This is a genomic window from Streptomyces sp. NPDC028289 (assembly GCF_055565975.1).
In genome coordinates this window covers 82,963-106,997 of record NZ_JBVHTI010000007.1, presented here as the reverse complement: position 1 = coordinate 106,997, position 24,035 = coordinate 82,963, and the positions used below count along the sequence as shown (strand labels likewise).

Sequence of the window (24,035 nt, the reverse complement as noted above, 5' to 3'; positions counted from 1 at the left end):
GCCCCGGACTCAGGTCCGGGGCCCTTCGTACACCCTGAGGACGACCTCCGTGGTGGCTCGGATCAGGTCGTGGTCCAAAGGCTCCGTCTGCAGGTCCACTTCGACGATCTCGGTGCCGCTGTCGACCACCTCGTCCAGCCGCGCCACCACCGCCACCCCCGGGGCCACGATCTGGGGCACGTGCCCGCACAGCCCGACGGACTTCGGGTCCGGACCGACGTCCCCCACGCCGAAGCGGCCGTCGTCGAGCCGGTCGAGGCCCGATGCCACGATGCGATGGGCGCGCAGATAGGCCTTCATCGCCGTGCGGGTGCTACGGAAGGCGATGGCCAGTTCGGGATCGCTGCCGGTGGCCCCGCGGTCGGTGACGTAGTGCACGTCCCGCGCACCCTTCGGCAACGGCAGTCCGGTCACGTCGATCATCTGCTGCAACGGCACGTCGCTGCCCTCACAGGCCCGCGCGTCCCGGAAGGGGTACCCGTGCTGCCCGAAGGCGAGCCAGCCGCCGGTGCCGAGCGCGACGAGGACAACCGTGCCCATGATCCACCGAACCCGATGCCGCCCCACACCCCGAACGGTAGCGCGCGGGCCCGCTGCGACGGGCGCAGCATGAGAAGGAGCGAGACAGGAGGTGGCAGCCATGCCCCAGTTCATGGATGTCCATCATGGAATGACGGGTCTCACCGCCGACCAGCTCAAGGAGGCCCACGAGGCCGACCTCGCCATCGAGAAGGACGAGGGCGTCCACTTCGAACGGGCCTGGGCGGACCCGGACTCCGGCAACGTCTACTGCCTCTCCGAGGCACCCTCGGCCGAGGCGGTCAAGCGCGTCCACGAACGCGCGGGCCATCCGGCGGACGAGGTCCACCAGGTGCCGTTGTCGATCTGACGACGGGGAGGGCGACCGGGTACGCCTCGACGGCGTCGGGAGACCCCGCGCGGCTCGTCGGCCCATCGGCCCCTGGGCACGCCGTGGGGATCATGCGAGAGTGGCCCCATGACGCCGGCACCGGAAGCGGTCGACGGGGTCGAGGAACTCGCGGTGGACGGGCTGCGATGGCTGACCGGGGCGGCGCGGGAGGCTCCCGGCGGCGGGCTGGCCTGGACGACGAAGCCCTCGGACGACCGCCTCAACCCCACGCTCTACACCGGTACGGCCGGAGTCGTCCCCGTACTCCTCGACGCATGGCGCCACTTCGACGACGACTCCTACGCCGACACCGCCCTGCGCGCGGCCCGCAGTCTCGCGGACTCCGTCGACGGCTTCGGCGACGACTCCCTCTACTTCGGCCGTACCGGAATGGCACTCGTCCTGCGGACCGTCCACGAGGAACTCGGCGACGCGGCCGCCGGTGCCGCCGCCGACCGCGCGTTGCACCTCGTGCGGTCGCGCTTCGACGGCACCCGCTGGGGCGAACTGTTCGAGCTGATGGGCGGCAACGCGGGAATCGGCCTCGGCGCGCTCCTGTGCGGCGACCCCGAACTCGCCGTACTCGCCCTGGAGCCCTATCTCCGCACCGCGGAACGGACTCCGGCAGGCGTCAACTGGCCACACCGCACGGGTGTCGAGGCCCGTCTGCACCACATGTCGCACGGCGCCCTCGGCATCGTCCTGGCGCTCGCCCGCGTCGGCGAGGCGACCGGACGGACGGACCTGCTCGAACTGGCCCTGGCCGGCGCCGCGGACGTCGTATCGCGCGACCAAGCGGGGCCGGAGGGCTTCCTGGTACGGCACTCCACCCCTCAGTACCGCCCCGAGCTGATCGAGCCCTTCAGCTACGGCTGGTGCCACGGGCCGGCCGGGGACGCGCAGGTCTTCCGGCTGCTGCGGGACGTCACCGCCGACCCCGCCTGGACCGCCCTCGCCGACCGCTGCTGGCACACGGTCACCCACTCCGGCCTGCCCCGGCGGCTGCGCCCCGGCTTCTGGGACAACAACGGCCGCTGCTGCGGAACCGCGGGCGTCCTCGCCCTGGCCTGCGACCGCATCGCCGAGCAACAGGACGGGTACGACTTCGCCCACCTCCTCGTCACGGACCTCGCCACCCGCGCGACCCGCGACAGCGACGGCGCCCGCTGGTCCAACATCGAACACCGGGCCACCCCCACCACCCTCGAACCCTGCACCGGCTGGGCCATGGGCAACGCGGGCATCGTCCGCGAACTCCTGCGCTTCGTACGCCTGCACGGCGACAAGCCCACCCCCCACTCCACGTTCACCTGGCCGGACCACCCTCCGGCCTCCACCCACCACCACGGCGCCGCGCAGTTGCCGTGACCGGCGGGGCAACCCTGCCCCCGCCTCATGAGTCACACAGACGCCACCTGTTTCACATGCTTCTCATAGGCCCGGAAGGCGCCCGCTCTCTGTGATGACTCGTACCCGGCTGACCGTGACGGCCGCGACGGCCGTGTTCGCCGCCACCGGCGGCCTGATCACGGCCTCGCCCGCCTCCGCAGCCGTCACCTGCGCCTCTCCCGTCTGGAAGGCGCAGTACTTCGGCAACTCCACCTTCAGCGGTACGCCGAAGCTGACCGCCTGCGACTCCGCCATCGCCGAGAACTACGGCTACGGCGACCCGCCCGGCGTCACGCTCCCCAAGGACAACTTCTCCGTCCGCTGGTCCCTCACCCGGGACTTCGGCTCCGGCGGTCCCTTCCGGCTCTCCGCCGCCACGCAGGACGGCATGCGCGTCTACGTCGACGGCGTGCGGAAGATCGACCTGTGGAAGAACGTCTCCGTCACGGCCCGCAAGACCGTCGACCTGGCCGTCCCGGCCGGCAAGCACACGCTGCGCGTGGACTACGTCGCCTGGACCGGCACCGCCAACGCCGCGTTCACGTACGCCCCGCGCACCGAGGCCACCGTCGACAAGGTCAAGCCGCTCGCGCCGACCGGCCTGACCGCCGCGTACAAGCGGGACACGAGTCGAACCACCCTGCGCTGGGCCGCGAACAAGGAGATGGACCTCGCCGGTTACCGCGTGTACCGCCGGCTGAGCACCACCCAGTGGGCGAAGGTCAGCGGTTCGTCGCTGCTCGCCTCGCCCACTTTCGTGGACGCGACGCCCGCCACGGGCCAGACCTTCCTGTACGAGGTCCGCGCCGTCGACAAGGCGGGCCGCGAGTCAGCCGGCAGCCCCGACGCCACCGCTGTGACCGTGGACCGCACGGGGCCGGCGGCACCGACCGGTCTGACGGTCACCGGGGACGCCTGGTGGGCCACGCTGGCCTGGCACGGGACCGCCGACGCGGCGACGTACGAGGTGTACGCCGCCTCCGCGGCCACCGGCCCGTTCACGCTGCTGGGCACGACGACCGCGACGTCGTACCGCACCGACGCACCCGTGAACACCGTCCGCTACTACCGGGTCCGCGCCCTCGACGCGCTCGGCAACCCGTCGGCGTACGCCGGTGTCACCGGCGACGGCGTCGACCGGACGCCGCCGAAGTCCCCGACCTCCCTGGGCTCCGTGGTCCGCACCGACTACACCGACGTGCACTGGAAGCAGCCCGACGGCTTCGACGAGGACTTCTCCAACGGCGGGACCTACCACGTCTACCGCTCGCCCGGCCGGACCCTCGACCCCGCCGCGCTCACCCGCGTGACCTGCGCCCAGGGGAGCGACGAGACCGGCACCGGCGGCGTCTGCCACGACCTGGGCATGCCTGCGGGCACGTACGTGACGTACGCGGTCGCGGCCGTGGACCCGGCCGGCAACGAGTCGGCGCTGTCCGCCCCGCTCGTCGTCCGCACCGGCGACCGCGTCGCGCCCGGCCCGGTCACCGGTGTGAAGGCCACCCCGCGCGCCGACGGCGTACTGCTGAGCTGGGCGGCCTCGACCGACGACGACGTCGAGCGCTACGTGGTCTGGAACGGCACCCGCCAGTCGGACGGCACGGTCAAGTGGCTCAGCTCCACGTCCTGCTGGGAGGGCACGAGCGACCCGCTCGCGGTGCTGTGCGGCGACCTGCCGGACGGCGAGACGCACGTGTACGCGGTCGTCGCCAGGGACCGCTGGGACAATGCGCTGCCCCCGGACGACCCGAAGGTGTCGGTCGTCGAGGCCACCGAGCTGGACGTCCGGCCGTCCGTGACGGTCACCCGGGACTGGGACCTCGGCAGCATGGGCTACGACACCCTGACCGGCGGACCCGGCGCGGCCGGGCCGTCCATCAACTGGAGGTGCGACAAGACGGTCGAGTGCGACACCGTCGCGGGCTACCGGATCAACCGGTGGAACGCGGCCACCAAGTCGTACGAGCCGCTGCACACCGGACTGCTGCCTGCGGGGACCCGCGCCTACACGGACACCACCGCCGTGCGGGGGGCCACGTACTTCTACACGCTGGAGGCGGTGCGCGCCGACGGCGGCGTCGCGGGCACGCACGTGTGGAACTGCGTCTTCCAGGACCGGGTCTGACCGGCCGAGGTTCACCCCGGTTCACCTGCGCGATCTCACTTGGACGCGCGCACCGGGCGTCGGATCGTCCCGTCCGTCGAGATCCGGGCGGCGTGTGACCCGAAGTCGTCCTCCGAAAGGCTGGAGACGAGGTCGATCGCGTCGCCGCCCGGCTCCGGCGTGCCGGGCTCCACGATCTCGGTCGGGCGCAGGCGTCCGGACACGTAGGTGCCGTCGGCGCCGAGGGTGACCTGCAGCACGCCGCTGGTCGAGAGCGTGCCGCCGAGGCCGAGCACCTTGTAGCCGGAGAAGTTCCCCAGGCTGTAGGCGATCAGACGGCCCTTGTAGAACTCCATTCCCCGCATCACGTGCGGGCCGCTGCCCACGACGAGGTCGGCGCCGGCGTCGATCACCGCACGGCTGAAGCGGTAGCTGTCGCCGCGGTCCTCTCCGACGAAGTACTCGGTGCCGGGTTCCACGTGAGTGCGGTCCGAGCCCTCCGCACCGGCGTGCATCGTGACGACCACGATGTCCGCCATCTTTGCGGCGCGGGCGGTGAGCCGCTGTGCCGCGGGGATGTCCGTGAGGTCGTTCGCCCCTCGGTCGGGAGCGAACCCGACCAGCGCGACCCTGATGCCGCGCACCCGCTGGACGGTGATCTGGCCCAGGCGGCCGGTGAACGGCAGGTTCACGGAGCGCAGCGCGTCGAACGTCTCCCGCCGGCCCTCCGCCCCGAAGTCGTCGATGTGGTTGTTCGCGGTGTTCAGCACCGTGAACCCGGCCTCCTTGAGCCGACGGCCGTAGGACGGCGGGGCATGGAACGCGAAGCAGTTCGGACCCTCGATGTACTCGCACTTGCTGGAACCGCCGGTGGTGAGCGTGCCCTCCAGGTTCCCGAGCACCACGTCGCCGGTGAGCAGGTCGGCGACAGGGTCGAAGAACGAGGCGCCGTCATCCGGCGGCAGGTCGTCCGGCAGCGAGCCCATCACGATGTCTCCCACGGCGGCGATCCGCACGTTGCCGGTGGGGTGGTACGGCGGCGCCGGTCGCCCGGACGCCGTGGTCCCGGGCTTCCGTTGGGGTGTCCGGGCGGGGCCGACGGACGCCGCGTCCTCGGGGCCGGCCCGGAATGCGAACACCGCGGCGACCACCACGACAACGGCCCCGACCAGACCGAGAACGAACAGCCGCTGCCGACGCACCGGCTCCTGCCGCTCGCGCCGCCCGGGGCGCCGCCCTACGGACCTGATCATGCGCTCATGTTACGAAGCGACCACCCTTCCTCCACGGAGGGTGAACGGCTGGCGTGTTCCGGAGGCGGCGGCGACAGCCGGCCCGCGGTGCCGACCGGTGGCTTCCACGACCCTCCAGGTGTGCCACGGATGACCGTCGCAGGCTACTGGTCGGTACGGCAGTCACGGGATCAGGAGAGCCGCCCAGCCCCGTGAAGCGCGTCGAAAGCCAGCTCGTCGACGGCCGTGACTCGGTCCCGATCGGCATAGCGGAACCACGCCTTCTCGGCAATCTCCCTCGACGGGGTCAGCTCACCGCGGTGATCGGCGGTGTAACAGATCATCCGGAAAGGGCCGTGCCCAGGATGGCCCTCGCCGATCTCGAACGTGCCGAAGTGCGCCATGGAGCCGGGGTCGATCGCCGCCCGCAGTTCCTCGTCGATCTCCCGCACCAGGGTCTCGCCGTCGGACTCGCCCGGCTCACGATGACCGCCCGGGAGGTAAAAGCGATCTCTGCCGTGACTACGCGTCACCAACACCCGGTCGTCCCGAACCAGGATCCATGCCACCTTCTCCGGCACATCACTGCCATTCGCCATGGCTCGGGACCGTATCGGAGGGCATCGTCTGCGTCAGCACCGTCCAGCCTCAGCCACGCCGCCGGCGACGCCCGGCTGAGGAGGCCGTGCCGGCGAAAGCGCAGCGGTGAGCCTGGGGAACCACCGCTTCGTCCCGAAGCAGCTGGGGCGGGTGCCCGTTGGTCGCTGCTGCCGCTGGCCGGCCCGGGGCGGCCCGGAGACGGACCCGGGTGCGAGCAGGCTTACTCTCCTCCGATGGACGTCTCCCCCTGCTTCTGCCTCCTCTGCGCCCCGACGGAATGGGGCGGCCCCGTGTGGGAGGAACGCGACAGCCGCATTGCCCAGAGCGTCGCGGACTCCGGTTGGCACGTCATGGGCGTGGCCGGCGGTGATGCCCCCGGCGACTGGGGCTACTCGATCGGTCTGTGGCACACACTGCGCAGTCCCGAGGTAAGCGTGTTCGGCCTTCCGTCACAGACCGCGATGCGCGTGGCGAACGCCGCTGGGGCAGCGATACGGGACGGCAGCCCACTCGAGCCGGACCAGCGCCGGAGCGACGTCCTCAACGGCTACGACGTGGCGGTTCGGCCCGTGCATCCCAGCTGGTACCACGACTTCTTCGGGGCGGGCATCGACTTCTACCAGACACCGCCACTGCCCATCACGCAGCTGTTCTGGCCGGACAAGGCCGGGCGGTTCCCCTGGGAAGAGGGAGCGGACGAACGCTGCCGCACGCTTCAGCCACTGCTCTGGGTGCCAAAAGACGAGACCACCGGCCCATGGGCCGACATCACGTGAGGTCGGCGCGGCTGCGTATCCGGCCATGACCGCCTCGGGTACGACGTCGTAGAGATCTACAGGGATCGAGTCAAGATCGCCCGCGTTGAGGTACGCGTGAACGACCGGCAGCGAAAAGCCCCCACCCGCAGCTGAAGCGCAGGTGAGGGGCTTGACCGTTTCGCGTTACTTCTTCTTGCCCTGGTTCTTGACCGCCTCGATGGCCGCGGCTGCCGCGTCCGGGTCGAGGTACTGGCCGCCCGGGGTGACGGGCTTGAAGTCGGCATCGAGTTCGTAGGCGAGGGGGATGCCGGTCGGGATGTTCAGGCCGGCGATGTCGGCGTCCGAGATGCCGTCCAGGTGCTTGACCAGGGCGCGCAGGCTGTTGCCGTGGGCGGCGACGAGGACCGTGCGGCCGGCCAGGAGGTCGGGGACGATGCCGTCGTACCAGTACGGAAGCATGCGGACGACGACGTCCTTGAGGCACTCCGTGCGGGGACGCAGCTCCGGGGGGATGGAGGCGTAGCGGGGGTCAGCCGCCTGGGAGAACTCGGAGTCGTCGGCCAGCGGCGGGGGCGGGGTGTCGTACGAGCGGCGCCAGAGCATGAACTGCTCCTCGCCGAACTCGGCCAGCGTCGCCGCCTTGTCCTTGCCCTGGAGGGCGCCGTAGTGGCGCTCGTTCAGGCGCCAGCTGCGGTGGACCGGGATCCAGTGGCGGTCGGCGGCTTCGAGGGCGAGCTGCGCCGTGCGGATCGCCCGCTTCTGGAGGGACGTGTGGACCACGTCGGGGAGCAGGTCGGCGTCCTTCAGGAGCTCACCGCCGCGGACTGCCTCCTTCTCGCCCTTCTCGTTGAGGTTGACGTCCACCCAGCCGGTGAACAGGTTCTTCGCGTTCCATTCGCTCTCGCCGTGGCGGAGGAGGATCAGCTTGTACGGTGCGTCGGCCATGGGTCAGAGCGTAATCCACGTATTCGGGGCGGCGGGCGGGCGGCCGCGGGGCGTCCCAGGGGGCGGACAGTCGGCTGCATCTGTTAATTGACTGGCTCAGGCGAGCGACCTGTAAGTAAGTTCCACTCAGCACACGCATCACTTACATCCTGCCCTGGGGGAACCATGTCGTCCGCCGCCCTGCGACGCGCCGTCCGGGAGACCGTCTCCGGTCTTCCCCGGGAGTTCTGGTGGCTGTGGACCAGCACCCTCGTCAACCGGCTGGGTGCTTTCGTGGCCACGTACATGGCCTTGTACCTGACCCTGGACCGGGGGTACAGCGCCTCGTACGCCGGGCTCGTCGCCTCCCTGCACGGGCTGGGCGGAGTGGTCTCGTCCCTGGCGGGCGGGGTGATGGCCGACCGGCTGGGCCGACGGCCTACCCTGCTCGTCGCACAGGGGTCCACCGCCGCGGCCGTCGCGCTGCTCGGGTTCGTACAGGACCCCGTCGCCATCGCCGCCGTCGCCTTCCTCGTCGGCGTGGCCTCCAACGCCTCCCGGCCGGCCGTGCAGGCCATGATGGCCGACATCGTGCGGCCCGAGGACCGGGTGCGGGCCTTCTCCCTCAACTACTGGGCGATCAACCTGGGTTTCGCCGTGTCTTCCATGGGAGCCGGGTTCATCGCCGAGGTCAGCTACCGCGCCGGGTTCCTGATCGAGGCGGGGATGACCGCCGTCTGCGCCGTCCTCGTCTTCCTCCGGCTGCCCGAGTCGCGGCCTCGGCGGGCCGCCGCCGAGGCCGCCGAGGACAGCGAGGTCAGCCTGCTGACCGTGGTGCGCGACGGGCGGTACATGGGCGTGGTCGGGCTGTCGTTCCTCGTCGCCCTGATCTTCCAGCAGGGGTCGGTCGGGCTGCCGGTGGCGATGGGGGAGGCCGGGTTCTCGCCCGCCGACTACGGCATGGCCATCGCGGTGAACGGGATCCTCATCGTGGTGCTGCAGATCCCGGTGACCCGGGTCATCCAGCACCGGGATCCGCGGTCCCTGCTCGTCGTCTCGTCGCTCCTCGCGGGGTACGGGTTCGGGCTCACCGCCTTCGCGGGGTCGGTCGGGGTGTTCGCGCTCACCGTGTGCGTGTGGACGCTCGCCGAGATCGTCAACGCGCCGACCCAGACGGGGCTGGTGGTACGGCTCTCGCCGGTGCACGGGCGGGGCAGGTACCAGGGGATGTACACGCTGTCCTGGTCGGCCGCCGCGCTCATCGCGCCGCTGATGTCCGGGGTGGTCATCGACCGGTTCGGGGCGCGGTGGCTGTGGGGGGTGTGCGCGGTCGTGGGGACGGCGGCGGCTCTCGGGTACGGGCTGCTGATGCGGCGGCTGCCGGCGGAGCGGCCGGTGCCTGCGGCCGTGGCGGGGGCGGACGCGGACGCGGGGGTGCGGGCGGGTTGAGCGCGGGGCCTTTCCCATGGCCGCGGGTGGCCGCGGGCGGCGTCAGTCCGTGCAGCCGGGTACCAGGCCGACAGAGCAGTTGGTCGGGATGTTGCGGGTGACGGTCGAGTCCGTCACCGAGATCAGCCTGTTGGTGAAGACCCCGCCGGGTGCCACCGTGGAGGCGTTGTTGCGGACGGTGCTGTGGTCGAGGGTGACGGATCCGCTGTCGTTGGCGATGCCGCCGCCCACGGAGGTGCCGGGGCCGTTCGCGCTGTTGCGGAAGACGTCGGTGCCCTTGAGGGTGAGCCCGCCCGTGTTGTAGATGCCGCCGCCGCGACCCGAGGTGCCGCCCACGACGTTGCCGCTGACCTCGGACTTCACCAGCTTCAGGATCCCGCTGTTGGCGATCCCGCCGCCTCTGTTGCCCGTGTCGGTGTTGTTCGTGATCTTGCTGTCGTCGATCTCCATCGTGCCGCTGCTGACATAGACGCCGCCGCCGATCTTCACGCTCCCGGCTGCAGTGTTGCGCCGGACCACACTCGTGCCGACGAAGGTGTTGCCTCCGACCTCGGCGATCCCGCCGCCGGCGGTCCGGGCGTGGTTGCGGGCGAACTCGGAGTTCTCGGCGTACACGGACCCCGCGGTGTAGAGGCCACCACCCGTGTCCGCGTTGTTGAACGCCACGTAGCTGCTCCTGATGCGCGCCCAGGCGTTCGACGCCACCGCGATGCCGCCGCCGTTCGCCGAGGCGGTGTTGTCGACTACATCGACCTTCGACAGCGTGAGCCGACCACCGCTGGTGACGCGGATCCCGGCGCCGTCCCCGTTGACGACATATCCGCCGCGGACAGTGAGGTCCTGCAGGCGCAGGTCACCGCCCGGACCGACATCGAAAATCCGGAACGCGGCGGTATTCGCACCGTCACGGAGGATCGTCGCACCGTTGCCCCGGATCGTGAGGTCCTTGCCGATGGCCGGCAGGGCGGAGCTCAGGTGGTAGGTGCAGTCACGGCGGAGATCAAGGGTCTCGCCATTCCGCGCGTAGTTGATGGCAAAGGCCAGCGCGGCCCCGCTGCACGGAACAGTATCCGGCTCCGCCGCACTCGCCGTCCCGCCCGTCAGCCCCGTGACCATCGCCGCCGCGACCCCGGCCACACCGCAGAATCTGATGTATCGCATGACTGTCACATGCGACATCCAGCCCCGGCCGCAACAATTACGATGATCAGATCACCCGGTCACCGGACGAGATTCCTCCTGTCGGACGGCTGCCGGACGACTGCCGGGCGAAGGAGCGGGTCACGGATGCATCCGTGCCCCCTTCAGCACCTTGTCCACCGCGTTCCGCGGCCCGTACACCGCGAGCCCCACCAGGTCCAGCTCCGCCGTGGGTACGGCACGTACCGCCGCCCGGTTGTCCCGGTCGTTTCCGGTCGAGAACAGGTCCGCGGTGAAGACGGCCCGGGGCAGGGCGCGGCCCAGCGCCCGCTCGTGTGCGGCCTTCAGGGTCTCCTTGCCGCCCTCGAAGACCAGCACCGGCTGCCGGAACATCGGCAGGTAGGCGACCCCGTCGGCGTCCTCGTACGGCTCCCCGACCACCTCGGGAAGCGTCGCGCCCAGGCCGCTGACCAGGAACGCGGTGACGTTCAGCCGTTGCCAGGGCTCCAGGTCGTCCCGCAGCAGCACGGCGATCTTCGTGTCGAAACGGACGGCGTCCGTACGGGGAGTGCTCATGCCCCGAGACTGCCGGGCGCGGTCCGTCCGGGTCTTGTACGTTCTTTGCATGGCCGCCCGGCAGTCCGTCACGCAGGAAGTAACCGCCTGGCGCCCCAGTGTCCCGGGCGTCACCGAGGTCTTCCACGCCCGTTTCACCGAGTACGCGTACCCGATGCACGTCCATGACGCCTGGACGCTGCTCATCGTGGACGACGGCGCCGTACGGTACGACCTCGAACGCCACGAGCACGGCACCCCGGCCGACACCGTGACCCTGCTGCCGCCGCACGTCCCGCACAACGGCTCCCCCGCCACCGCGGACGGCTTCCGCAAGCGCGTGGTCTACCTGGACGAGAGCGTCCTCGGAGCGGGCCTGATCGGGCCTGCCGTCGACGGGCCCGACCTGCGCGACCCCCTGCTGCGGCAGCGGGTCGGACTGCTGCACGCCGCCCTCGTCCGCCCCGGCGACGAGCTGGAGGCCGAGAGCCGGCTCACCCTCATCGGCGAGCGGCTGCGGGGGCTGCTCCGCCCCCGGCTCACGGCCCGGGAACCCGCCGCCCCGGTCCCCGACCCGGCCCTCGCCCGCGCCCTGCGCGAACTCCTCGACGAGCGGGTCGCCGACGGGCTCGCCCTGGCGGAGGCGGCCCGGCTGCTGCACGCCCACCCCGCCCACCTGGTACGGGCGTTCAGCGGCGCGTACGGCATCGCACCGCACCAGTACCTGACGTCCCGCCGGGTCGGCCGGGCCCGCCGGCTGCTGCTCGACGGCGTACCGCCCGGCGAGACGGCCGCCGCCACCGGCTTCTACGACCAGGCCCACCTCACCCGGCACTTCAAGCGGCTGGTCGGGGTGACGCCGGGCCGCTACCGGGGCAGCGCGCGCTGAGCCTCGTACAGGTTCCGCGGCCTTACCGCGTCCCAGGTGCCGTACAGCTCCAGGCGGGAGTTGAGGTCGCCGGTGAAGTCCGGTACGTCGGTCTGGTCGAAGTCGGTGACCGTGTTGAGGCCGACCGTCGCGGAGTACGGGGCGAGGCCGTCGAGGCGCATCAGGCCCGCGCGGCCGTTGGTCACCCGGACGTTCCAGTGCGTGAAGCGGGCGCCGAAGAGCGGTCCGGCGTTGGCGTCGCCGCCGTGCCGGCCGTTGTTGTTCACGGTGATGTCGGTGCGGACGTTGGCGAAGGGCAGACCGCGGTGGGAGTCAAAGGTGCCCATCTGCATCTCGCCGCGCGACCACACGTTGTGGGAGGAGAGCCCCTCGACGTTGATGCCGTGCAGCTGGGTGTCGGCGGGGGCGGGGACCGTGCGCTGCTCGACGGTGAAGTCCTCGATCAGGTTGTCGTGCGAGCCCTCGCGGCAGAAGTAGGGGTGGTGCTCGCCCCGGCCGCCGACCCGGGTGCGGCGCAGGGTGCAGGCGGAGGCGGCGACCAGGCCGAAGCCGTTGTCGACGTTGCGGACGGTGACGTCGTCCACCCAGCAGTCGTACGCGCACTGCAGGACGACCCCGTTGTAGCCCTTGTCGAGGAGGTGCGGGGACTGCGGGGTCTCCATGACGTCGAGGGTGAGGCCCTCGACACCGGAGCCGGTCAGCTCGCGGACGTGGGTGGTGAACCGGGGGTTCCACTCGGGGCGGAGGTCCAGCGGCAGCGGACGTTCCAGCGTCACCCTGCGGCCGCGCACCGCCGTGACCCGGACGGGCCACTCGTAGGGGACGTACGACAGCAGCTTGGTCTTGTCCTCCCAGTAGTACGACGCCGGTCCCGGGCCGCCGCCGGACATGTGCTGGAGGAGGGTGTGGGCCGGGTCGTCGGCGATCCGGAGCAGGACCAGGCGGCCGGGGCACAGCCGGGAGGGGTCGGCGACGGTGACCGTCCAGTCGCCCTGCCGGGCGGGTTCGACGGGCGTCAGCTGCTCCCACTCGTCCCGCTTGTTGCCCGTCCAGCCCTCGAAGGGCCAGGCCTGCGCCTTGATCGCGGCGACCAGGGAGTCCCAACGGGGCTCGGGCGCCAGCCAGATGAGCCCGCCCGCCCAGGACCACGCCGACTTCGTGCCGCCGTAGCGTGAGCCGTACGGGCCGATCAGCTCGGTGAGGTTCTTCGTCGCGTACAGGGTCGTACGACCGCTGCCGGCGCCGCGCAGCACCACGTTGTCGTGGCCGATGCGGATGAGGCCGTCGATGCGGAAGGTGCCGGGCGGGATGGTGACCGTGCCACCGCCGGCCCTGGCGGCAGCGGCGATGGCACGGTTGATCGCGGGGGCGCAGTCGGTGACGCCGTCGGCGACGGCGCCGTACGTCCGGACATCGGCGACGACGGGGAGGCGGCGGATGCGGGCCGCCCCGGCCCGGCCGACGTAGGGGATCTGCGGGTGGGTGAAGGGGGTGCGCCGAAACTCCCGCCAGAGGAAGGGCACTTGTCCGTCGGAGGCGTGGGCCGTGCCGCCCGTCACGGCGGTCGCGGCCACGGCCGTGGCGCCGGCGAGCAGGGTCCGTCTGGTGATGGGGCCGGTCAGGGAGCCGGTCGTGCCGTGGTGGGCGGTGCTCATTCCGTACGTCCTTCCCATGGCGGCTTTCATGGTTGTGAACGACGTTCATATGTGCGTCGGCCGTGAGCATGCCATGGTGGCGCGGCACCTTGAAAGAGTCGTGCAGGCCCTAATCAGGTATGGACCTGAAGTCAGTCGGTGGAGCGTTCGATCAGGTGCGTGAACGCATCCAGGTTCCGCGTCGACTCGCCCCGGGACACCCGCCACGCGTACTCCTTGCGGATCGCGGAGGCGAAGCCCAGCTCCAGAAGGGTGTTGAAGGCGCCGTCCGCGGCCTCCAGGACCTGACCGAGGAGCCGGTCGAGGTCGGGGGCGGTGACGGAGGAGAGCGGGAGGCGGGCGGTGACGTAGACGTCGCCGAGGCGGTCGACGGCGTAACTCACGCCGTACAGCTTGAGGTTGCGCTCCAGGAGCCAGCGGTGGACGGCCGGCTCGTTCTCGTCCGGGTGCCGGATGACGAAGGCGTTCAGGGAGAGGGAGTGGCGGCCGACGATGAGGGAGACGGTCGTCTTCAGCTTGCGGGTGCCGGGGAGCTGCACGACGTAGGTGCCGGACTCGGGGCTCTCCCACTCCAGTTCGGCGTCCTTCAGGACACCCTCGATGACCTGCGCGGCCTGCCGTTCCTGTGCACCATCACCCATGGGCCGAGCGTACGCGACGGCGGTGGGACTGGGTCGCGGCCAGGTAGACGTCGGCGGTGGCGGCGGCGGCCGTGTCCCAGCCGAAGTACTGGGCGTGCCGGGCGGCGGCGGTGCCGAAACGGTCCGCCAGAGTGGCGTCGTCGGCGAACCGGCGCAGCACGCGCGCGTAGTCGGCGGGATCGTGACCGCGCACCAGGAAGCCGGTCTCACCGTCCCGTACGGCCACCGGCAGGCCGCCGACCGAGGCGGCGAGGACGGGGGTGCCGGCCGCCTGGGCCTCTATCGCCACCAGGCCGAAGGACTCGCTGTAGGAGGGCATGACCAGGACGGAGGCCGCCCGGAACCAGTCCGCTAGCTGCTCCTGGCCGACCGGCGGCCGGAACCGGACGACGTCCGCGATGCCGAGCCGCGCGGCCAGCTTCTGCAGGCCCTCCGGCTTGGCGAGACCGCTGCCGCTGGGGCCGCCGACGATCGGTACGACGATCCGGGAGCGGAGTTCGGGGCGCTCGTCGAGGAGCACGGCCACCGCGCGCAGCAGCACGTCGGGGGCCTTGAGGGGCTGGATGCGGCCGGCGAAGAGCGGGATCAGGGCGTCCTGCGGGAGGTCGAGGCGGGCGCGGGCCGCCCTGCGTCCGTCCGCCGGGCGGAAGCGGTCGAGGTTCACGCCGGGGTGGACGACGGCGACCTTGGCGGGCTCGGCGCTGTAGTGCCGGACGAGTTCGTCGGCCTCCTCGGCGGTGTTCGCGATGAGGCGGTCGGCCGCGGCCACGATCTGGGTCTCGCCGATGACCCGGGCGGCGGGCTCGGGGGTGTCGCCGTCGGCCAGGTTGGCGTTCTTGACCTTGGCCATGGTGTGCATGGCGTGCACCAGGGGGACGCCCCAGCGCTGGGCGGCGAGCCAGCCGACGTGGCCGGAGAGCCAGTAGTGCGAGTGGACGAGGTCGTAGTGGCCGGGGCGGTGGCCGGCCCAGGCCTGCATCACGCCGTGCGTGAAGGCGCACAGCTGGGCCGGGAGGTCCTCCTTGGCGAGGCCCTCGTAGGGACCGGCGTCGATGTGCCGGACGAGGACGCCGGGGGCGAGTTCGACGGTGGGCGGGAGGCCGCCGGAGGTGGCCCGGGTGAAGATCTCGACGTCGATGTCGATCGCGGCGAGGCGCTGCGCGAGCTCGACGATGTAGACGTTCATGCCGCCGGCGTCGCCGGTGCCGGGCTGGTGGAGCGGTGAGGTGTGTACGGAGAGCATGGCGACGCGGCGGGGCCGGCGGGCCCGGCGGAGCCGGGAGGCAGCCGACGGGGAGCGGCGCCCGAGCCTGCTGACGTACTGGCTCACGTGGCGGTCCTCTCTCGGTGCGGGCATGCCGGTGGGAGGGCATCGAGTGCCGTCCAACGGGGTGCAACGCGGAGGGGAGGATTCCCATTCCGAGGGTGGACGATTTTGCCGACACATTACCTTTGGTCGCTCAACCGTTCGAGGGTGGGATGCGTGGGGTGGTGCGGGTGGGGGGTCGGGTGCGGGTGGGTGGGGGTTGAGCGCGCAGTTCCCCGTGCCCCTGACGGGGCGCTTTACTCTCGTAGGCATGAATGCCCGCGCCGCGTCCCTCCCCCACTCTCGGCTTCGCTCGAGCGGGGGGACCCCCATCGTGGGAACGGTGACGCGCGGGACCACGAACCCCAATCGGCTGCGCCGGATGGACCGCTGGATCGCCGCCACGCACGGTGGCGCGCTGCGCCGTGCCCTCGACCCCGTTGCCGTCGACCTCGGTTACGGCGCCGCGCCCTGGACCGCCGTCGAACTCCTCGGCCGGCTGCGTAGCGTCGCGCCACGCGCGCGTGTCGTCGGGGTCGAGATCGAGCCCGCGCGGGTCGCCGCGGCCCGGCCGTACGAGCGCGAGGGGCTCGCCTTCCGGCACGGCGGGTTCGAGATCCCGCTCGCCGCACGGCCGTTGCTCATCCGGGCGGCCAACGTGCTGCGGCAGTACGACGAGGGCGAGGTCGCCGAGGTGTGGCGGCGGCTGTGCGGGCGACTGGCACCCGGCGGGCTGCTGGTGGAGGGGACCTGTGACGAGATCGGGCGGCGGCACGTGTGGGTCGCGCTCGGGGCGGAGGGACCGCGGACGGTGACCTTCGCGACCCGGCTCGGGTCCCTGGAACGCCCGTCCGGCCTCGCCGAACGGCTGCCCAAGGCGCTGATCCACCGCAACGTGCCGGGCGAGCCGGTGCACGCGTTCCTGCGGGACTTCGACCGCGCCTGGGCGGCGGCCGCGCCCTACGCGTCGTACGGCGCCCGGCAGCGGTGGATCCGGGCGGTGCGGGACCTGGCGGCCGACTGGCCGGTGACCGACTCCGCGGCGCGCTGGCGGCAGGGCGAAGTGACGGTGGCGTGGGGAGCGTTGGCGCCGAACGCCTGATGGGGCGGGGTGGGAACGATCTCGATGAGTCGTTCGTCACAAAGGCGGGGAGATCGTCATGCTCGGGGGGAAACCGGGGAGGAACCCACCTGCCGTTACCTCTGTCGCTTTGCGCCACGCCGTGGCACGATCCTCCACGTGCCACAAGTTACTGACGGTTAATCAGTTTTTTGGGGGGGCGGGTCATGGGACCGGACAAGCACACCGTCCGGCCGGGTCGGCGCGGGATCCTGGCGACGGCGGTGACGGTGGTCTGCGCGGTGACGGCGCTGGCGGCACCCGGCGCGGCGTTCGCGGCGCCCGGTCCGACCCCCTCGACCAGCCCCTCACCCAGCACCTCCGCCGCCGCCTCCGTGACCGTCCCGCCGGACAAGGACCTCGAGGCCGTACAGGCGAAGCTGGACAAGCTCTACCACGACGCGGCCGTCGCCACCGACGCGTACAACGCAGCCGAGGAGGCGGCCAGGAAGCAGTCCGCCGAGATCGTCGGCCTGGCGAAGAAGATCGTCAAGGGGCAGCAGAAGCTCGACGCGCTGAAGGAGCGGGCGGGCCGGGCGGCCGCCGCCCAGTACCGCACCGGCGGTCTGCCGGACACCGCCCAACTGGTGCTGAGCGACAACCCCTCCGAGTTCCTGGACGGGGCCGGGCGGGTACTCCAGGGCGAGCGGGCGACCAAGGCCCTGATCAGGGAACTGTCCCAGACCCAGCAGGACTTGAAGCAGTACGCGGCGGACGCGGCCGACCAGTGGAACAGGCTGGAGGCGGGCCGCAAGGCGAAGGCCGCCGCGAAGAAGAAGATCACGCAGCGGATCGCCGCCGCCGAGAAGCTCGAGTCGACGCTGGAGAAGAAACAGAGGGAGCGTCTCGCCGAGCTGGAGAAGGAGTCCGCCTACAAGGCGCAGACCGCCTGGCTGGACACCGGGATACTCGACGAGATCCACACCAAGGCGTCCGCGGCGGGCAAGAAGGCGGTCGCGTTCGCCACCGCCCAGCTCGGCAAGCCGTACGTGTGGGGCGCCGAGGGCCCGGACTCGTACGACTGCTCCGGGCTGACCTCGCAGGCCTGGGCGAGCGCCGGTAAGCCGATCCCGCGCACCTCCGAGGAGCAGTGGAAGCAGCTCAGGCACATCGACGTGAAGGACATGCGCCCCGGCGACCTGATCATCTACTACGACGACGCCAGCCATGTCGCGATGTACATCGGGGACGGTGCGATCATCCAGGCCCCGCGCCCGGGGCGGACGGTGTCGCTCGGCGGCGCGGGGTCGATGCCGATCCTCGGGGTGGTACGACCGGATGCCTGAGCGCCAAGTGGTTTAGGTGTGATATCCCTTTCGTGAGCTGGGCCATGTGACCCAGTGCACCGCAACGCCCGCTCAAACTCCGGCGGCACGTGACCTTCGTCATCCCTGTCGGACGGCCCTCTTGTCCAACTGCGGTACGGCAAACGGCATATGACGCTGGCCTGAGACAGAGCGACGCGGCTCACACCATTCCGCTGCGGCGCCCAGTACCGCTATGGTCCCCGTCGGGTGGGTCGAGGTCCCTCGCCCCGCCATGCCCTCGGGGGGAGGGAAGGAACCCAACACGATGCCCGTACCCGTACCGCGGCAGAGAGCGATCCCGGCCGTGGAGAGTGGTCAGGCGCCGGCCGCCGCGCCCGCACAGGGCGGCGGCCCCCTCAAGGAAGAGGCCAACCGCACGGAAGCCGTCACCCCGAACACCGGCGGCACCACTCTCACCCTGCTGCTGATCGAGGACGATCCGGCCGGTTCGCCGGTCCTGCCCGAGTTGCGGGACGCGTCCGGCACCTCGATCCGCGTCCGCACCGCCCGCAACCTCACCGAGGCCGAGCGGCTGCTGACCGACGACGTCCACTGCATCCTGCTGGACCTGGCGCTGCCGGCGCCGGGCGGCAAGGAGACGGAGGGCGAGCTTGCCGTGCTCAAGCACGTGCTGGAGCTCGCGCCCCGGCACGCCGTGCTGGCCCTCACCGCCTCCGGTGACGCCGAGCGCGGCACCGAGGCCGTGCGCGTCGGCGCGCAGGACTACCTCTTCCGGGACGAACTGGACGGACGGCTGCTGAGCCGCGCCATCCGCTACGCCGTCGAGCGCAAGCGTTCCCTCACGACCGAGCGCAAGCTCGCGGAGGGGCGGCTGCGCGCCCAGGAGAACCGCCGCCTGGAGCGGGGCCTGCTGCCCACGCCCCTCCTCGACGGCTCCTCGCTGCGCTTCGCCGCCCGCTACCGCCCCGGCCGCTCCCGTGCGCTGCTCGGCGGCGACTTCTACGACACCGTGCGCACGCCCGACGGGACCGTGCACGCGATGATCGGCGACGTGTGCGGGCACGGCCCGGACGAGGCCGCGCTCGGTGTGGAGCTGCGGATCGCCTGGCGGGCGCTGACCCTGGCGGGGCTGTGCGGCGACGAGTTGCTGTCCACGCTCCAGGAGGTGCTGGAGCACGAGCGCTCCGACGAGGAGATCTTCGCCACGCTCTGCACCGTCGACATAACGCCGGACGGGCGCCGGGCCGGGTTGTGCCTGGCCGGGCATCCGGCGCCGCTGGTCGCCCGGCCCGGGCGGCCGGCCGAGCTGCTGCCGTACGAGAACAACGGCCCGGCGCTGGGGCTCCTGAAGGGTGCGCGGTGGCCGCGGATGCAGGTGGAGCTGGGCGCCGAGTGGAGCCTGATGCTCTACACCGACGGCCTGATCGAGGGCCGGGTGGGCTCGGGCGGGGAGCGGCTGGGGCAGGACGGGATGGTCGAGATGGTCCGGCGGCAGCTGGCCTCCGGCCTGACCGGGGAGGCGTTGCTGCGGGCGGCCGTCAATGAGGTGCGGCAGCTCAATGGGGGCGAGCTGACGGATGACGTGGCCGTCGTTCTTTTGGATAGGGGCGTTTGAGAGCGGCTGCTCGCCGTAGGGTCTTCTGCCGTCAGCCGGGTGCGGGTGGTTCGTGGCTGATCGCGCAGTTCCTCCCCCAGCCTTAGGCCGGGGGTACCCCCAGCGCCCCTTACAGGGCGCCTCAGCGGCCGCCGTTGTAGGGGCCGTACGGGCCGTCGCTGCTGCTGCCCCCGCGGCGGCCTCGCCAGCCGCCGCCACCGCCCGACACCTGCTTGACCGCGGGGCGGACGTCGACGAGGTAGACGATGCTCGCCACCAGGCCCGCGATGGGGAGGATGGAGAGGATCGAGAAGAGGTAGCTGACGACCAGGGCGATGGCCAGGATGATCAGCCAGAACATCTTGTTCTGCTTGTCGGCCGCGCGGAAGGCGTCCTCGCGCCGGAACACGGCGTCGACCAGTCCGAACGCCGCCAGGGCCATCAGGACGATCTTCAGCAGTCCCAGGAACCCTGCGAATCCCAGCATCAGCATGCCGTCACCACCCGCTCTCTCCCGATCCCTACGCGGCCACCGTACCCGTAGAACGGACCGGGCACCCTCAAGGTGCCCGGTCCGTATGTTCCGCTGACGCGTGCGCCGGTTACTTGGCCGGCGGGGTGGTCTTCCTGACCGGGGTGGCCTTGCGGGGGGCCGGGGTCTTCTTGGCGGCCGGGGCCTTCTTCGTCGCGGCCGGCTTGGCCTCGGCGGCCTTCGGCTCGTCCGCCTTCTTCTCGCCCTCCTTGGCCGGGGCCGTCTCGGGCTTGCCCTCGACGGCGATGGCCAGGTCCTCGATCTCGTCGGCGGCCTCGCCGCGCCAGGTCTTCACGGCCTGCTCGCCGTGCTCGGCGACCTTCTCGTAGGTCTCGCGGGCCTTGACCGCGTACTCGGCGGCCACGCCGACCTGGCGCAGCGCGAAGTCCTGGGCGGACTCGCCGAGCTTCTTGAGGTCGCCGTCGAGGGAGACGATGAAGTCGTTGACCTTGGACTGGAGGCTGGCCTGCGCCTCCTTGGCCTTGACGCCGGCCTCCTTGGCCCGGGCGGCGGCCTTCTCCTGGACGGCCTTCGGGTCGGCCTTGCGGACCGCCTCGATCCGGGCCGGGGCCTCGGCACGCAGCTGCTCGACCAGGCCGGGGACCTTCTTGGCCTGCTGGAGGGCCAGGTCGGCGGTGCCGGCGGCGAAGTAGAGCGGGGTCGGGTCGCTGAGGGTCTTGCGCAGGTCGTCGGTGATGGCCATGGTGATGGTCCTCCCGTATTAAAGTTCGGCTGAGGGTTTTGTGGTCCGCGGCGCGGCGGTCGGCGCGCTTGGCCGGCTCATCCGGCCGTCCGCCGCGGATCGGTCTCGCTGTCGTCGGTGTCGCTGCCGACGTCGCTGTCGGCGTCGTCGTCCTCGGCGACCGCCCGGGGGTCCGTGTCGTTCGCGCGCTCCTCGCCCGACCCGAAGCCGTTCTCTTTCCTGAACGACTCGTAGATCTGCAGCAGCACCTGCTTCTGCCGCTCGTCGAGGGTGGGGTCGGCGAGGATGACCGCACGGGTCTCCACCTCGTTCAGATCCCGCTCGGCGTCGAGGATTCCGGCGCGGACGTACAGCGTCTCGGCGGAGATCCGCAGGGCCTTGGCGACCTGCTGGAGCACCTCCGCGCTCGGCTTGCGCAGCCCGCGCTCGATCTGGCTCAGGTACGGATTGGACACCCCGGCGGCATCGGCGAGCTGCCTGAGCGACAGCTGCGCGTTGCGCCGCTGTTCACGCAGATACTCACCGAGATTGCCGACGTTCAGCGATGCCATACCTCTACCCTGCCCCACCCTCGCTAACAATTGCAAGCACCTGCTTGCAAAAGTGTGCCGCGCCATACCCGGAAGCCACCTGGATGGCCGAGCGGGCCGACCGGCTCAGCAGGAGCCGGAGGCGGGTGAGCGGGGCGAGGACCCCGGGGCCCCGCTTCCATGGACCGCCAGCCAGTCCGCCAGCACCGCGAAGTCCGCGTCCGTCAGGCCGGACTCGTGGTCGACGCGGTGGAGGAGGGCGGGCCGGTGATGGTGGGCGGCGACCCAGGCGCGGTCGGCCTCGGTGAGCTCGTCGTCGAGCCAGACGAACGGCCGCTCCCCCGCCCACGCCACCAGCGGCCGGGTCTTCCAGTGCAGCAGGGCCGACGGCTCCTCCTCGTCCGGCCACTCCACGACCGGCAGCGGGGGCAGGCCCAGCCAGGGGGCGACGCAGGCGTTGGCGTCGTCCATCCACGTGGTGGCCCACACGAGGTCGCAGCGGAGGGCTCCCAGGCGGGGGCCGAGGGCGGGGTCGATGCGGGCGAGCAGGGGGTTGGGTGGGGTGTGGCCGGTCCTGTAGACCGGGTAGGGGCGGTCGGCGGGGGCGCCGAAGGGGATGAGGGTGCCGTCGACATCCAGGAAGAGGAGCATCGGGGACAGGATCGCAGAGAGTGCCGCCGTCCCTCAGAACGGCAACGGCCTCGTGTGCACCACGTCCAGACGGGACACCGCCCTTGTCAGCACCACGTACAGCCTGTGCAGCCCCCGCTCCTCACCCTCCACCACCGCCGCCGGTTCCACGGCCACCACGTGGTCGTACTCCAGGCCCTTGACGACGCTCGCCGGGACCACGGCCACCCGTGCGCCCAGTTCGTCCGGGCCCGCCGGTTCGATGCCGGCGGCGGTCAGCGCCTCGCGTACGGCGGTCACCTGCGCGTCCGCCGCCACGACTCCTACCGACCCCTCGTGGGCCAGGGCCTCCCGCACCGCGGTGACCGTCGTCGCGGGCACGTCCCGGGTCGGACGGATCGTCACCTCGCCGTCGCCGCGGTAGGACTTGGCCGGCGGTACGTCCGTGCCGAGGCGCTGCAGCAGCCGGTTGGTCAGGGCCACGACCGCCGCCGGGACCCGGAAACCGGTGGTGAGCGGGACGACGGCCGCCTCCGGCTTGCCCAGGTGGCCCAGTACGGCGGCCCAGCTCCGCGCCGACCAGGGTGTCGTGGCCTGGGCCAGGTCGCCGAGGACGGTGAGGGAGCCGAAGACCGCCCGGCGGGCGATCGCCCTGCACTCCATGGGAGACAGGTCCTGGGCCTCGTCGACGACGATGTGGCCATAGCCCTCGGGGTGTTCGACGAGCCCCGCGACCTCGTCGAGGAGGACCAGGTCGGCGGCCGACCAGCGGACCGACTTGTACGAGCGCGGCGGCCGGGCCCAGAGCAGGTCCCGCTGTTCGCCGGGGGTCAGCAGCCCGTCGGCGGCGGCCGCCAGCACCCCGCCGTCCGTGAGGAGTCCGGCCACCACCTCCTCCGGGCGCACCTTCGGCCAGACGGTGTCGAGGCAGGCGCTCATCGCACGGGAGCGTTCGAGGCGCCGGGTCCAGGCGGCGGGCTGCGGGCCCGCCCGCCGTTCGGCCTGGAGCTGTACGGCCCGCATCGCCCGCCCCCGCACCCGTTCCCGCCCGACGGCGTACGGCGGCTCCTCCTCCCGTACCCCCTCGACGATCCGCGTCAGCGCGGCGACGGAGACCCGCCAGGTGTACGTGCCGTCGGAGAGCGAGAGCGGGCTGACGGCGTCGGTGCGGACGTGCGCGTACAGGGCGCGGCGCAGGACCTCGGCCATCCGCGGGTCGTGCTTGAGGGCGGCGGTGCGGTGGGGGTCGGTGCCGGTGACCGGGTGGCGGCCGATCTCCTCCGGCAGGGTCCGCTGCCGTACGCCCGTCTCGCCCAGGGCCGGGAGGACCTCGGAGATGTAGGAGAGGAAGGTGCGGTTGGGGCCGAGGATCAGGAGGCCGGCGCGGCGGATGCGCTGGGGGTGGGTGTAGAGGAGGTAGGCGGCGCGGTGCAGGCCGACCGCGGTCTTGCCGGTGCCCGGGGCGCCCTGGACGCACACGGAGTCGGCGAGGCCGGCGCGGACCAGGTCGTCCTGGTCGGGCTGGATGGTGGCGGCGATGTCGCGCATGGGGCCGACGCGGGGCCGTTCGATCTCCCGGGTGAGGATGGTGCTCCCGGTGCCGGACTCCCCCCTGCCGAGCCGTTCGTCCTCCATCCCCGTGAGATCGGCGGAGTCACCGCGGCTGCCGGGCGCCCAGCCGAACCGCCGCCGTACCGCCACGCCCTGCGGGTCGTCGGGGCCGGCCTGGTAGAAGGCGCGGGAGACGGGGGCCCGCCAGTCGACGACGAGGGGCGGGGCGGTCGGCTCCTCGCTGATCCGCAGGCGGCCGATGCGGTAGCTCTGCCCGGCGTGCTCTCCTGCCGCGAAGTCCAGCTTGCCGAAGAACAGCGGGCCCTCCGGCAGCTCGCGCATCTCCTTGGCCCGGCTGCGCAGCCGGTACCCGAGCACTTCGGCGTCGGCACCGGACGCGGAGACGTCCTCGCCGGTGACGACGTGCTCGACGGCGCCTTCGACCATGCGGGCGAGGGCGGCTCGGCAGGTGTCGTGGTAGGCGCGTTCGACGTCGAGTTCCTGCTGCATGGGGACAGCGTAAACGAGAAAATGTAACCTAGTTAAATTTTTTAC

Annotated in this window: 23 protein-coding genes; 9 read left to right on the top strand and 14 right to left on the bottom strand. The window is 71.7% G+C overall.

Annotation, left to right across the window (positions count from 1 at the left end):
• Window positions 1-9: 9 nt before the first annotated feature.
• Window positions 10-540: a hypothetical protein gene (locus ACZ4UV_RS33640; protein WP_467843117.1), complete on the bottom strand. Its 531-nt coding sequence runs from the start codon at window positions 538-540 to the stop codon at window positions 10-12.
• A gap of 100 nt (window positions 541-640) precedes the next feature.
• Here ACZ4UV_RS33640 and ACZ4UV_RS33635 point away from each other — a divergent pair, with 100 nt between their 5' ends.
• The 3 genes from ACZ4UV_RS33635 to ACZ4UV_RS33625 all read left to right on the top strand — a co-directional run bounded on the left by ACZ4UV_RS33635 (window position 641) and on the right by ACZ4UV_RS33625 (window position 4,424).
• Window positions 641-889 carry an SCO4226 family nickel-binding protein gene (locus ACZ4UV_RS33635; protein WP_451018015.1) on the top strand — a complete coding sequence of 83 codons (249 nt, stop codon included), beginning with the start codon at window positions 641-643 and terminating at the stop codon, window positions 887-889.
• A gap of 108 nt (window positions 890-997) precedes the next feature.
• The gene (locus ACZ4UV_RS33630) at window positions 998-2,278 is read left to right on the top strand and encodes a lanthionine synthetase LanC family protein (protein WP_467843114.1); all 1,281 of its coding nucleotides are present in this window, start codon (window positions 998-1,000) and stop codon (window positions 2,276-2,278) included.
• A gap of 94 nt (window positions 2,279-2,372) precedes the next feature.
• Complete coding sequence (locus ACZ4UV_RS33625; protein WP_467843111.1) at window positions 2,373-4,424, top strand: PA14 domain-containing protein; 2,052 nt, start codon at window positions 2,373-2,375, stop codon at window positions 4,422-4,424.
• A gap of 35 nt (window positions 4,425-4,459) precedes the next feature.
• Here the strand turns inward: ACZ4UV_RS33625 and ACZ4UV_RS33620 are convergent, their stop codons facing one another.
• Both ACZ4UV_RS33620 and ACZ4UV_RS33615 read right to left on the bottom strand, forming a co-directional pair.
• The gene (locus ACZ4UV_RS33620; RefSeq protein WP_467843108.1) at window positions 4,460-5,656 is read right to left on the bottom strand and encodes a CapA family protein; all 1,197 of its coding nucleotides are present in this window, start codon (window positions 5,654-5,656) and stop codon (window positions 4,460-4,462) included.
• A 170-nt stretch (window positions 5,657-5,826) separates the two neighbouring features.
• Window positions 5,827-6,234, bottom strand: a complete 408-nt coding sequence (locus ACZ4UV_RS33615; RefSeq protein ID WP_451017998.1) for an NUDIX hydrolase — start codon at window positions 6,232-6,234, stop codon at window positions 5,827-5,829.
• Window positions 6,235-6,468: 234 nt separating this feature from the next.
• Here ACZ4UV_RS33615 and ACZ4UV_RS33610 point away from each other — a divergent pair, with 234 nt between their 5' ends.
• A complete protein-coding gene (locus ACZ4UV_RS33610) occupies window positions 6,469-7,011 on the top strand; it encodes a DUF4262 domain-containing protein (RefSeq protein ID WP_451017999.1) in 543 nt (180 codons plus the stop codon).
• 165 nt (window positions 7,012-7,176) lie between these two features.
• On the opposite strand, the gene ACZ4UV_RS33605 is transcribed toward ACZ4UV_RS33610, so the two are convergent.
• Window positions 7,177-7,938, bottom strand: coding sequence for a phosphoglyceromutase (locus ACZ4UV_RS33605; protein ID WP_351703278.1), 762 nt, complete (start codon window positions 7,936-7,938; stop codon window positions 7,177-7,179).
• 165 nt (window positions 7,939-8,103) lie between these two features.
• On the opposite strand from ACZ4UV_RS33605, the gene ACZ4UV_RS33600 reads away from it, so the two are divergent.
• Entirely contained in the window at window positions 8,104-9,366 is a 1,263-nt protein-coding gene (locus ACZ4UV_RS33600) for an MDR family MFS transporter (RefSeq protein WP_467843104.1), read from the top strand.
• Window positions 9,367-9,408: 42 nt separating this feature from the next.
• On the opposite strand, the gene ACZ4UV_RS33595 is transcribed toward ACZ4UV_RS33600, so the two are convergent.
• Together ACZ4UV_RS33595 and ACZ4UV_RS33590 are read right to left on the bottom strand one after the other, a co-directional pair.
• Window positions 9,409-10,527: a right-handed parallel beta-helix repeat-containing protein gene (locus ACZ4UV_RS33595; protein WP_467843101.1), complete on the bottom strand. Its 1,119-nt coding sequence runs from the start codon at window positions 10,525-10,527 to the stop codon at window positions 9,409-9,411.
• 120 nt (window positions 10,528-10,647) lie between these two features.
• On the bottom strand, window positions 10,648-11,133 hold the full coding sequence (locus tag ACZ4UV_RS33590) for a DUF2000 family protein (protein WP_451018954.1): 486 nt from the start codon (window positions 11,131-11,133) through the stop codon (window positions 10,648-10,650).
• Here ACZ4UV_RS33590 and ACZ4UV_RS33585 point away from each other — a divergent pair.
• On the top strand, window positions 11,132-11,950 hold the full coding sequence (locus tag ACZ4UV_RS33585) for an AraC family transcriptional regulator (RefSeq protein ID WP_451018953.1): 819 nt from the start codon (window positions 11,132-11,134) through the stop codon (window positions 11,948-11,950). The genes ACZ4UV_RS33590 and ACZ4UV_RS33585 overlap by 2 nt on opposite strands.
• On the opposite strand, the gene ACZ4UV_RS33580 is transcribed toward ACZ4UV_RS33585, so the two are convergent.
• The 3 genes from ACZ4UV_RS33580 to mshA form a co-directional block, all read right to left on the bottom strand.
• Window positions 11,929-13,605, bottom strand: coding sequence for a glycosyl hydrolase family 28-related protein (locus ACZ4UV_RS33580; RefSeq protein ID WP_451018952.1), 1,677 nt, complete (start codon window positions 13,603-13,605; stop codon window positions 11,929-11,931). The two genes, ACZ4UV_RS33585 and ACZ4UV_RS33580, sit on opposite strands and share 22 nt — an antisense overlap.
• 131 nt (window positions 13,606-13,736) lie before the next feature.
• Entirely contained in the window at window positions 13,737-14,246 is a 510-nt protein-coding gene (locus ACZ4UV_RS33575; RefSeq protein WP_451018951.1) for a type III secretion system chaperone family protein, read from the bottom strand.
• Window positions 14,239-15,576 carry a D-inositol-3-phosphate glycosyltransferase gene (gene mshA, locus ACZ4UV_RS33570; protein WP_390042246.1) on the bottom strand — a complete coding sequence of 446 codons (1,338 nt, stop codon included), beginning with the start codon at window positions 15,574-15,576 and terminating at the stop codon, window positions 14,239-14,241. Before mshA ends, ACZ4UV_RS33575 begins: the two co-directional genes overlap by 8 nt.
• Window positions 15,577-15,886: 310 nt before the next feature.
• Between mshA and ACZ4UV_RS33565 the strand changes: the two genes are divergently transcribed.
• The 3 genes from ACZ4UV_RS33565 (at window position 15,887) to ACZ4UV_RS33555 (ending at window position 19,555) form a co-directional block, all read left to right on the top strand.
• Window positions 15,887-16,654, top strand: coding sequence for a class I SAM-dependent methyltransferase (locus tag ACZ4UV_RS33565; protein ID WP_467843094.1), 768 nt, complete (start codon window positions 15,887-15,889; stop codon window positions 16,652-16,654).
• A gap of 185 nt (window positions 16,655-16,839) precedes the next feature.
• Window positions 16,840-17,958, top strand: a complete 1,119-nt coding sequence (locus tag ACZ4UV_RS33560; protein ID WP_451018949.1) for a C40 family peptidase — start codon at window positions 16,840-16,842, stop codon at window positions 17,956-17,958.
• A 286-nt stretch (window positions 17,959-18,244) separates the two neighbouring features.
• Window positions 18,245-19,555 (top strand): PP2C family protein-serine/threonine phosphatase, encoded by a 1,311-nt coding sequence (locus ACZ4UV_RS33555; protein ID WP_351498122.1) that lies wholly within the window; start codon window positions 18,245-18,247, stop codon window positions 19,553-19,555.
• A 121-nt stretch (window positions 19,556-19,676) separates the two neighbouring features.
• Here ACZ4UV_RS33555 and ACZ4UV_RS33550 read toward each other — a convergent pair whose 3' ends face one another.
• The 5 genes from ACZ4UV_RS33550 to ACZ4UV_RS33530 all read right to left on the bottom strand — a co-directional run bounded on the left by ACZ4UV_RS33550 (window position 19,677) and on the right by ACZ4UV_RS33530 (window position 23,990).
• On the bottom strand, window positions 19,677-20,027 hold the full coding sequence (locus tag ACZ4UV_RS33550) for a DUF2516 family protein (RefSeq protein WP_362598354.1): 351 nt from the start codon (window positions 20,025-20,027) through the stop codon (window positions 19,677-19,679).
• A 109-nt stretch (window positions 20,028-20,136) separates the two neighbouring features.
• Complete coding sequence (locus ACZ4UV_RS33545) at window positions 20,137-20,769, bottom strand: hypothetical protein (protein WP_390042254.1); 633 nt, start codon at window positions 20,767-20,769, stop codon at window positions 20,137-20,139.
• Between the two features lie 77 nt (window positions 20,770-20,846).
• The gene (locus ACZ4UV_RS33540; RefSeq protein ID WP_451018947.1) at window positions 20,847-21,320 is read right to left on the bottom strand and encodes a helix-turn-helix domain-containing protein; all 474 of its coding nucleotides are present in this window, start codon (window positions 21,318-21,320) and stop codon (window positions 20,847-20,849) included.
• A 105-nt stretch (window positions 21,321-21,425) separates the two neighbouring features.
• A complete protein-coding gene (locus ACZ4UV_RS33535) occupies window positions 21,426-21,950 on the bottom strand; it encodes an HAD domain-containing protein (RefSeq protein WP_467843087.1) in 525 nt (174 codons plus the stop codon).
• A 33-nt stretch (window positions 21,951-21,983) separates the two neighbouring features.
• Window positions 21,984-23,990: a HelD family protein gene (locus ACZ4UV_RS33530; RefSeq protein WP_467843085.1), complete on the bottom strand. Its 2,007-nt coding sequence runs from the start codon at window positions 23,988-23,990 to the stop codon at window positions 21,984-21,986.
• Between the last annotated feature and the right edge of the window lie 45 nt (window positions 23,991-24,035).

What these genes read in the sequence shown, in the direction of transcription:
- ACZ4UV_RS33640 (WP_467843117.1), bottom strand. Translation starts at nt 540, where the DNA reads ATGGGCACGGTTGTCCTCGTCGCGCTCGGCACCGGCGGCTGGCTCGCC.
- ACZ4UV_RS33635 (WP_451018015.1), top strand. Translation starts at nt 641, where the DNA reads ATGCCCCAGTTCATGGATGTCCATCATGGAATGACGGGTCTCACCGCC.
- ACZ4UV_RS33630 (WP_467843114.1), top strand. Translation starts at nt 998, where the DNA reads ATGACGCCGGCACCGGAAGCGGTCGACGGGGTCGAGGAACTCGCGGTG.
- ACZ4UV_RS33625 (WP_467843111.1), top strand. Translation starts at nt 2,373, where the DNA reads ATGACTCGTACCCGGCTGACCGTGACGGCCGCGACGGCCGTGTTCGCC.
- ACZ4UV_RS33620 (WP_467843108.1), bottom strand. Translation starts at nt 5,656, where the DNA reads ATGATCAGGTCCGTAGGGCGGCGCCCCGGGCGGCGCGAGCGGCAGGAG.
- ACZ4UV_RS33615 (WP_451017998.1), bottom strand. Translation starts at nt 6,234, where the DNA reads ATGGCGAATGGCAGTGATGTGCCGGAGAAGGTGGCATGGATCCTGGTT.
- ACZ4UV_RS33610 (WP_451017999.1), top strand. Translation starts at nt 6,469, where the DNA reads ATGGACGTCTCCCCCTGCTTCTGCCTCCTCTGCGCCCCGACGGAATGG.
- ACZ4UV_RS33605 (WP_351703278.1), bottom strand. Translation starts at nt 7,938, where the DNA reads ATGGCCGACGCACCGTACAAGCTGATCCTCCTCCGCCACGGCGAGAGC.
- ACZ4UV_RS33600 (WP_467843104.1), top strand. Translation starts at nt 8,104, where the DNA reads ATGTCGTCCGCCGCCCTGCGACGCGCCGTCCGGGAGACCGTCTCCGGT.
- ACZ4UV_RS33595 (WP_467843101.1), bottom strand. Translation starts at nt 10,527, where the DNA reads ATGCGATACATCAGATTCTGCGGTGTGGCCGGGGTCGCGGCGGCGATG.
- ACZ4UV_RS33585 (WP_451018953.1), top strand. Translation starts at nt 11,132, where the DNA reads ATGGCCGCCCGGCAGTCCGTCACGCAGGAAGTAACCGCCTGGCGCCCC.
- ACZ4UV_RS33590 (WP_451018954.1), bottom strand. Translation starts at nt 11,133, where the DNA reads ATGCAAAGAACGTACAAGACCCGGACGGACCGCGCCCGGCAGTCTCGG.
- ACZ4UV_RS33580 (WP_451018952.1), bottom strand. Translation starts at nt 13,605, where the DNA reads ATGAGCACCGCCCACCACGGCACGACCGGCTCCCTGACCGGCCCCATC.
- ACZ4UV_RS33575 (WP_451018951.1), bottom strand. Translation starts at nt 14,246, where the DNA reads ATGGGTGATGGTGCACAGGAACGGCAGGCCGCGCAGGTCATCGAGGGT.
- ACZ4UV_RS33560 (WP_451018949.1), top strand. Translation starts at nt 16,840, where the DNA reads ATGGGACCGGACAAGCACACCGTCCGGCCGGGTCGGCGCGGGATCCTG.
- ACZ4UV_RS33555 (WP_351498122.1), top strand. Translation starts at nt 18,245, where the DNA reads ATGCCCGTACCCGTACCGCGGCAGAGAGCGATCCCGGCCGTGGAGAGT.
- ACZ4UV_RS33550 (WP_362598354.1), bottom strand. Translation starts at nt 20,027, where the DNA reads ATGCTGATGCTGGGATTCGCAGGGTTCCTGGGACTGCTGAAGATCGTC.
- ACZ4UV_RS33545 (WP_390042254.1), bottom strand. Translation starts at nt 20,769, where the DNA reads ATGGCCATCACCGACGACCTGCGCAAGACCCTCAGCGACCCGACCCCG.
- ACZ4UV_RS33540 (WP_451018947.1), bottom strand. Translation starts at nt 21,320, where the DNA reads ATGGCATCGCTGAACGTCGGCAATCTCGGTGAGTATCTGCGTGAACAG.
- ACZ4UV_RS33535 (WP_467843087.1), bottom strand. Translation starts at nt 21,950, where the DNA reads ATGCTCCTCTTCCTGGATGTCGACGGCACCCTCATCCCCTTCGGCGCC.
- ACZ4UV_RS33530 (WP_467843085.1), bottom strand. Translation starts at nt 23,990, where the DNA reads ATGCAGCAGGAACTCGACGTCGAACGCGCCTACCACGACACCTGCCGA.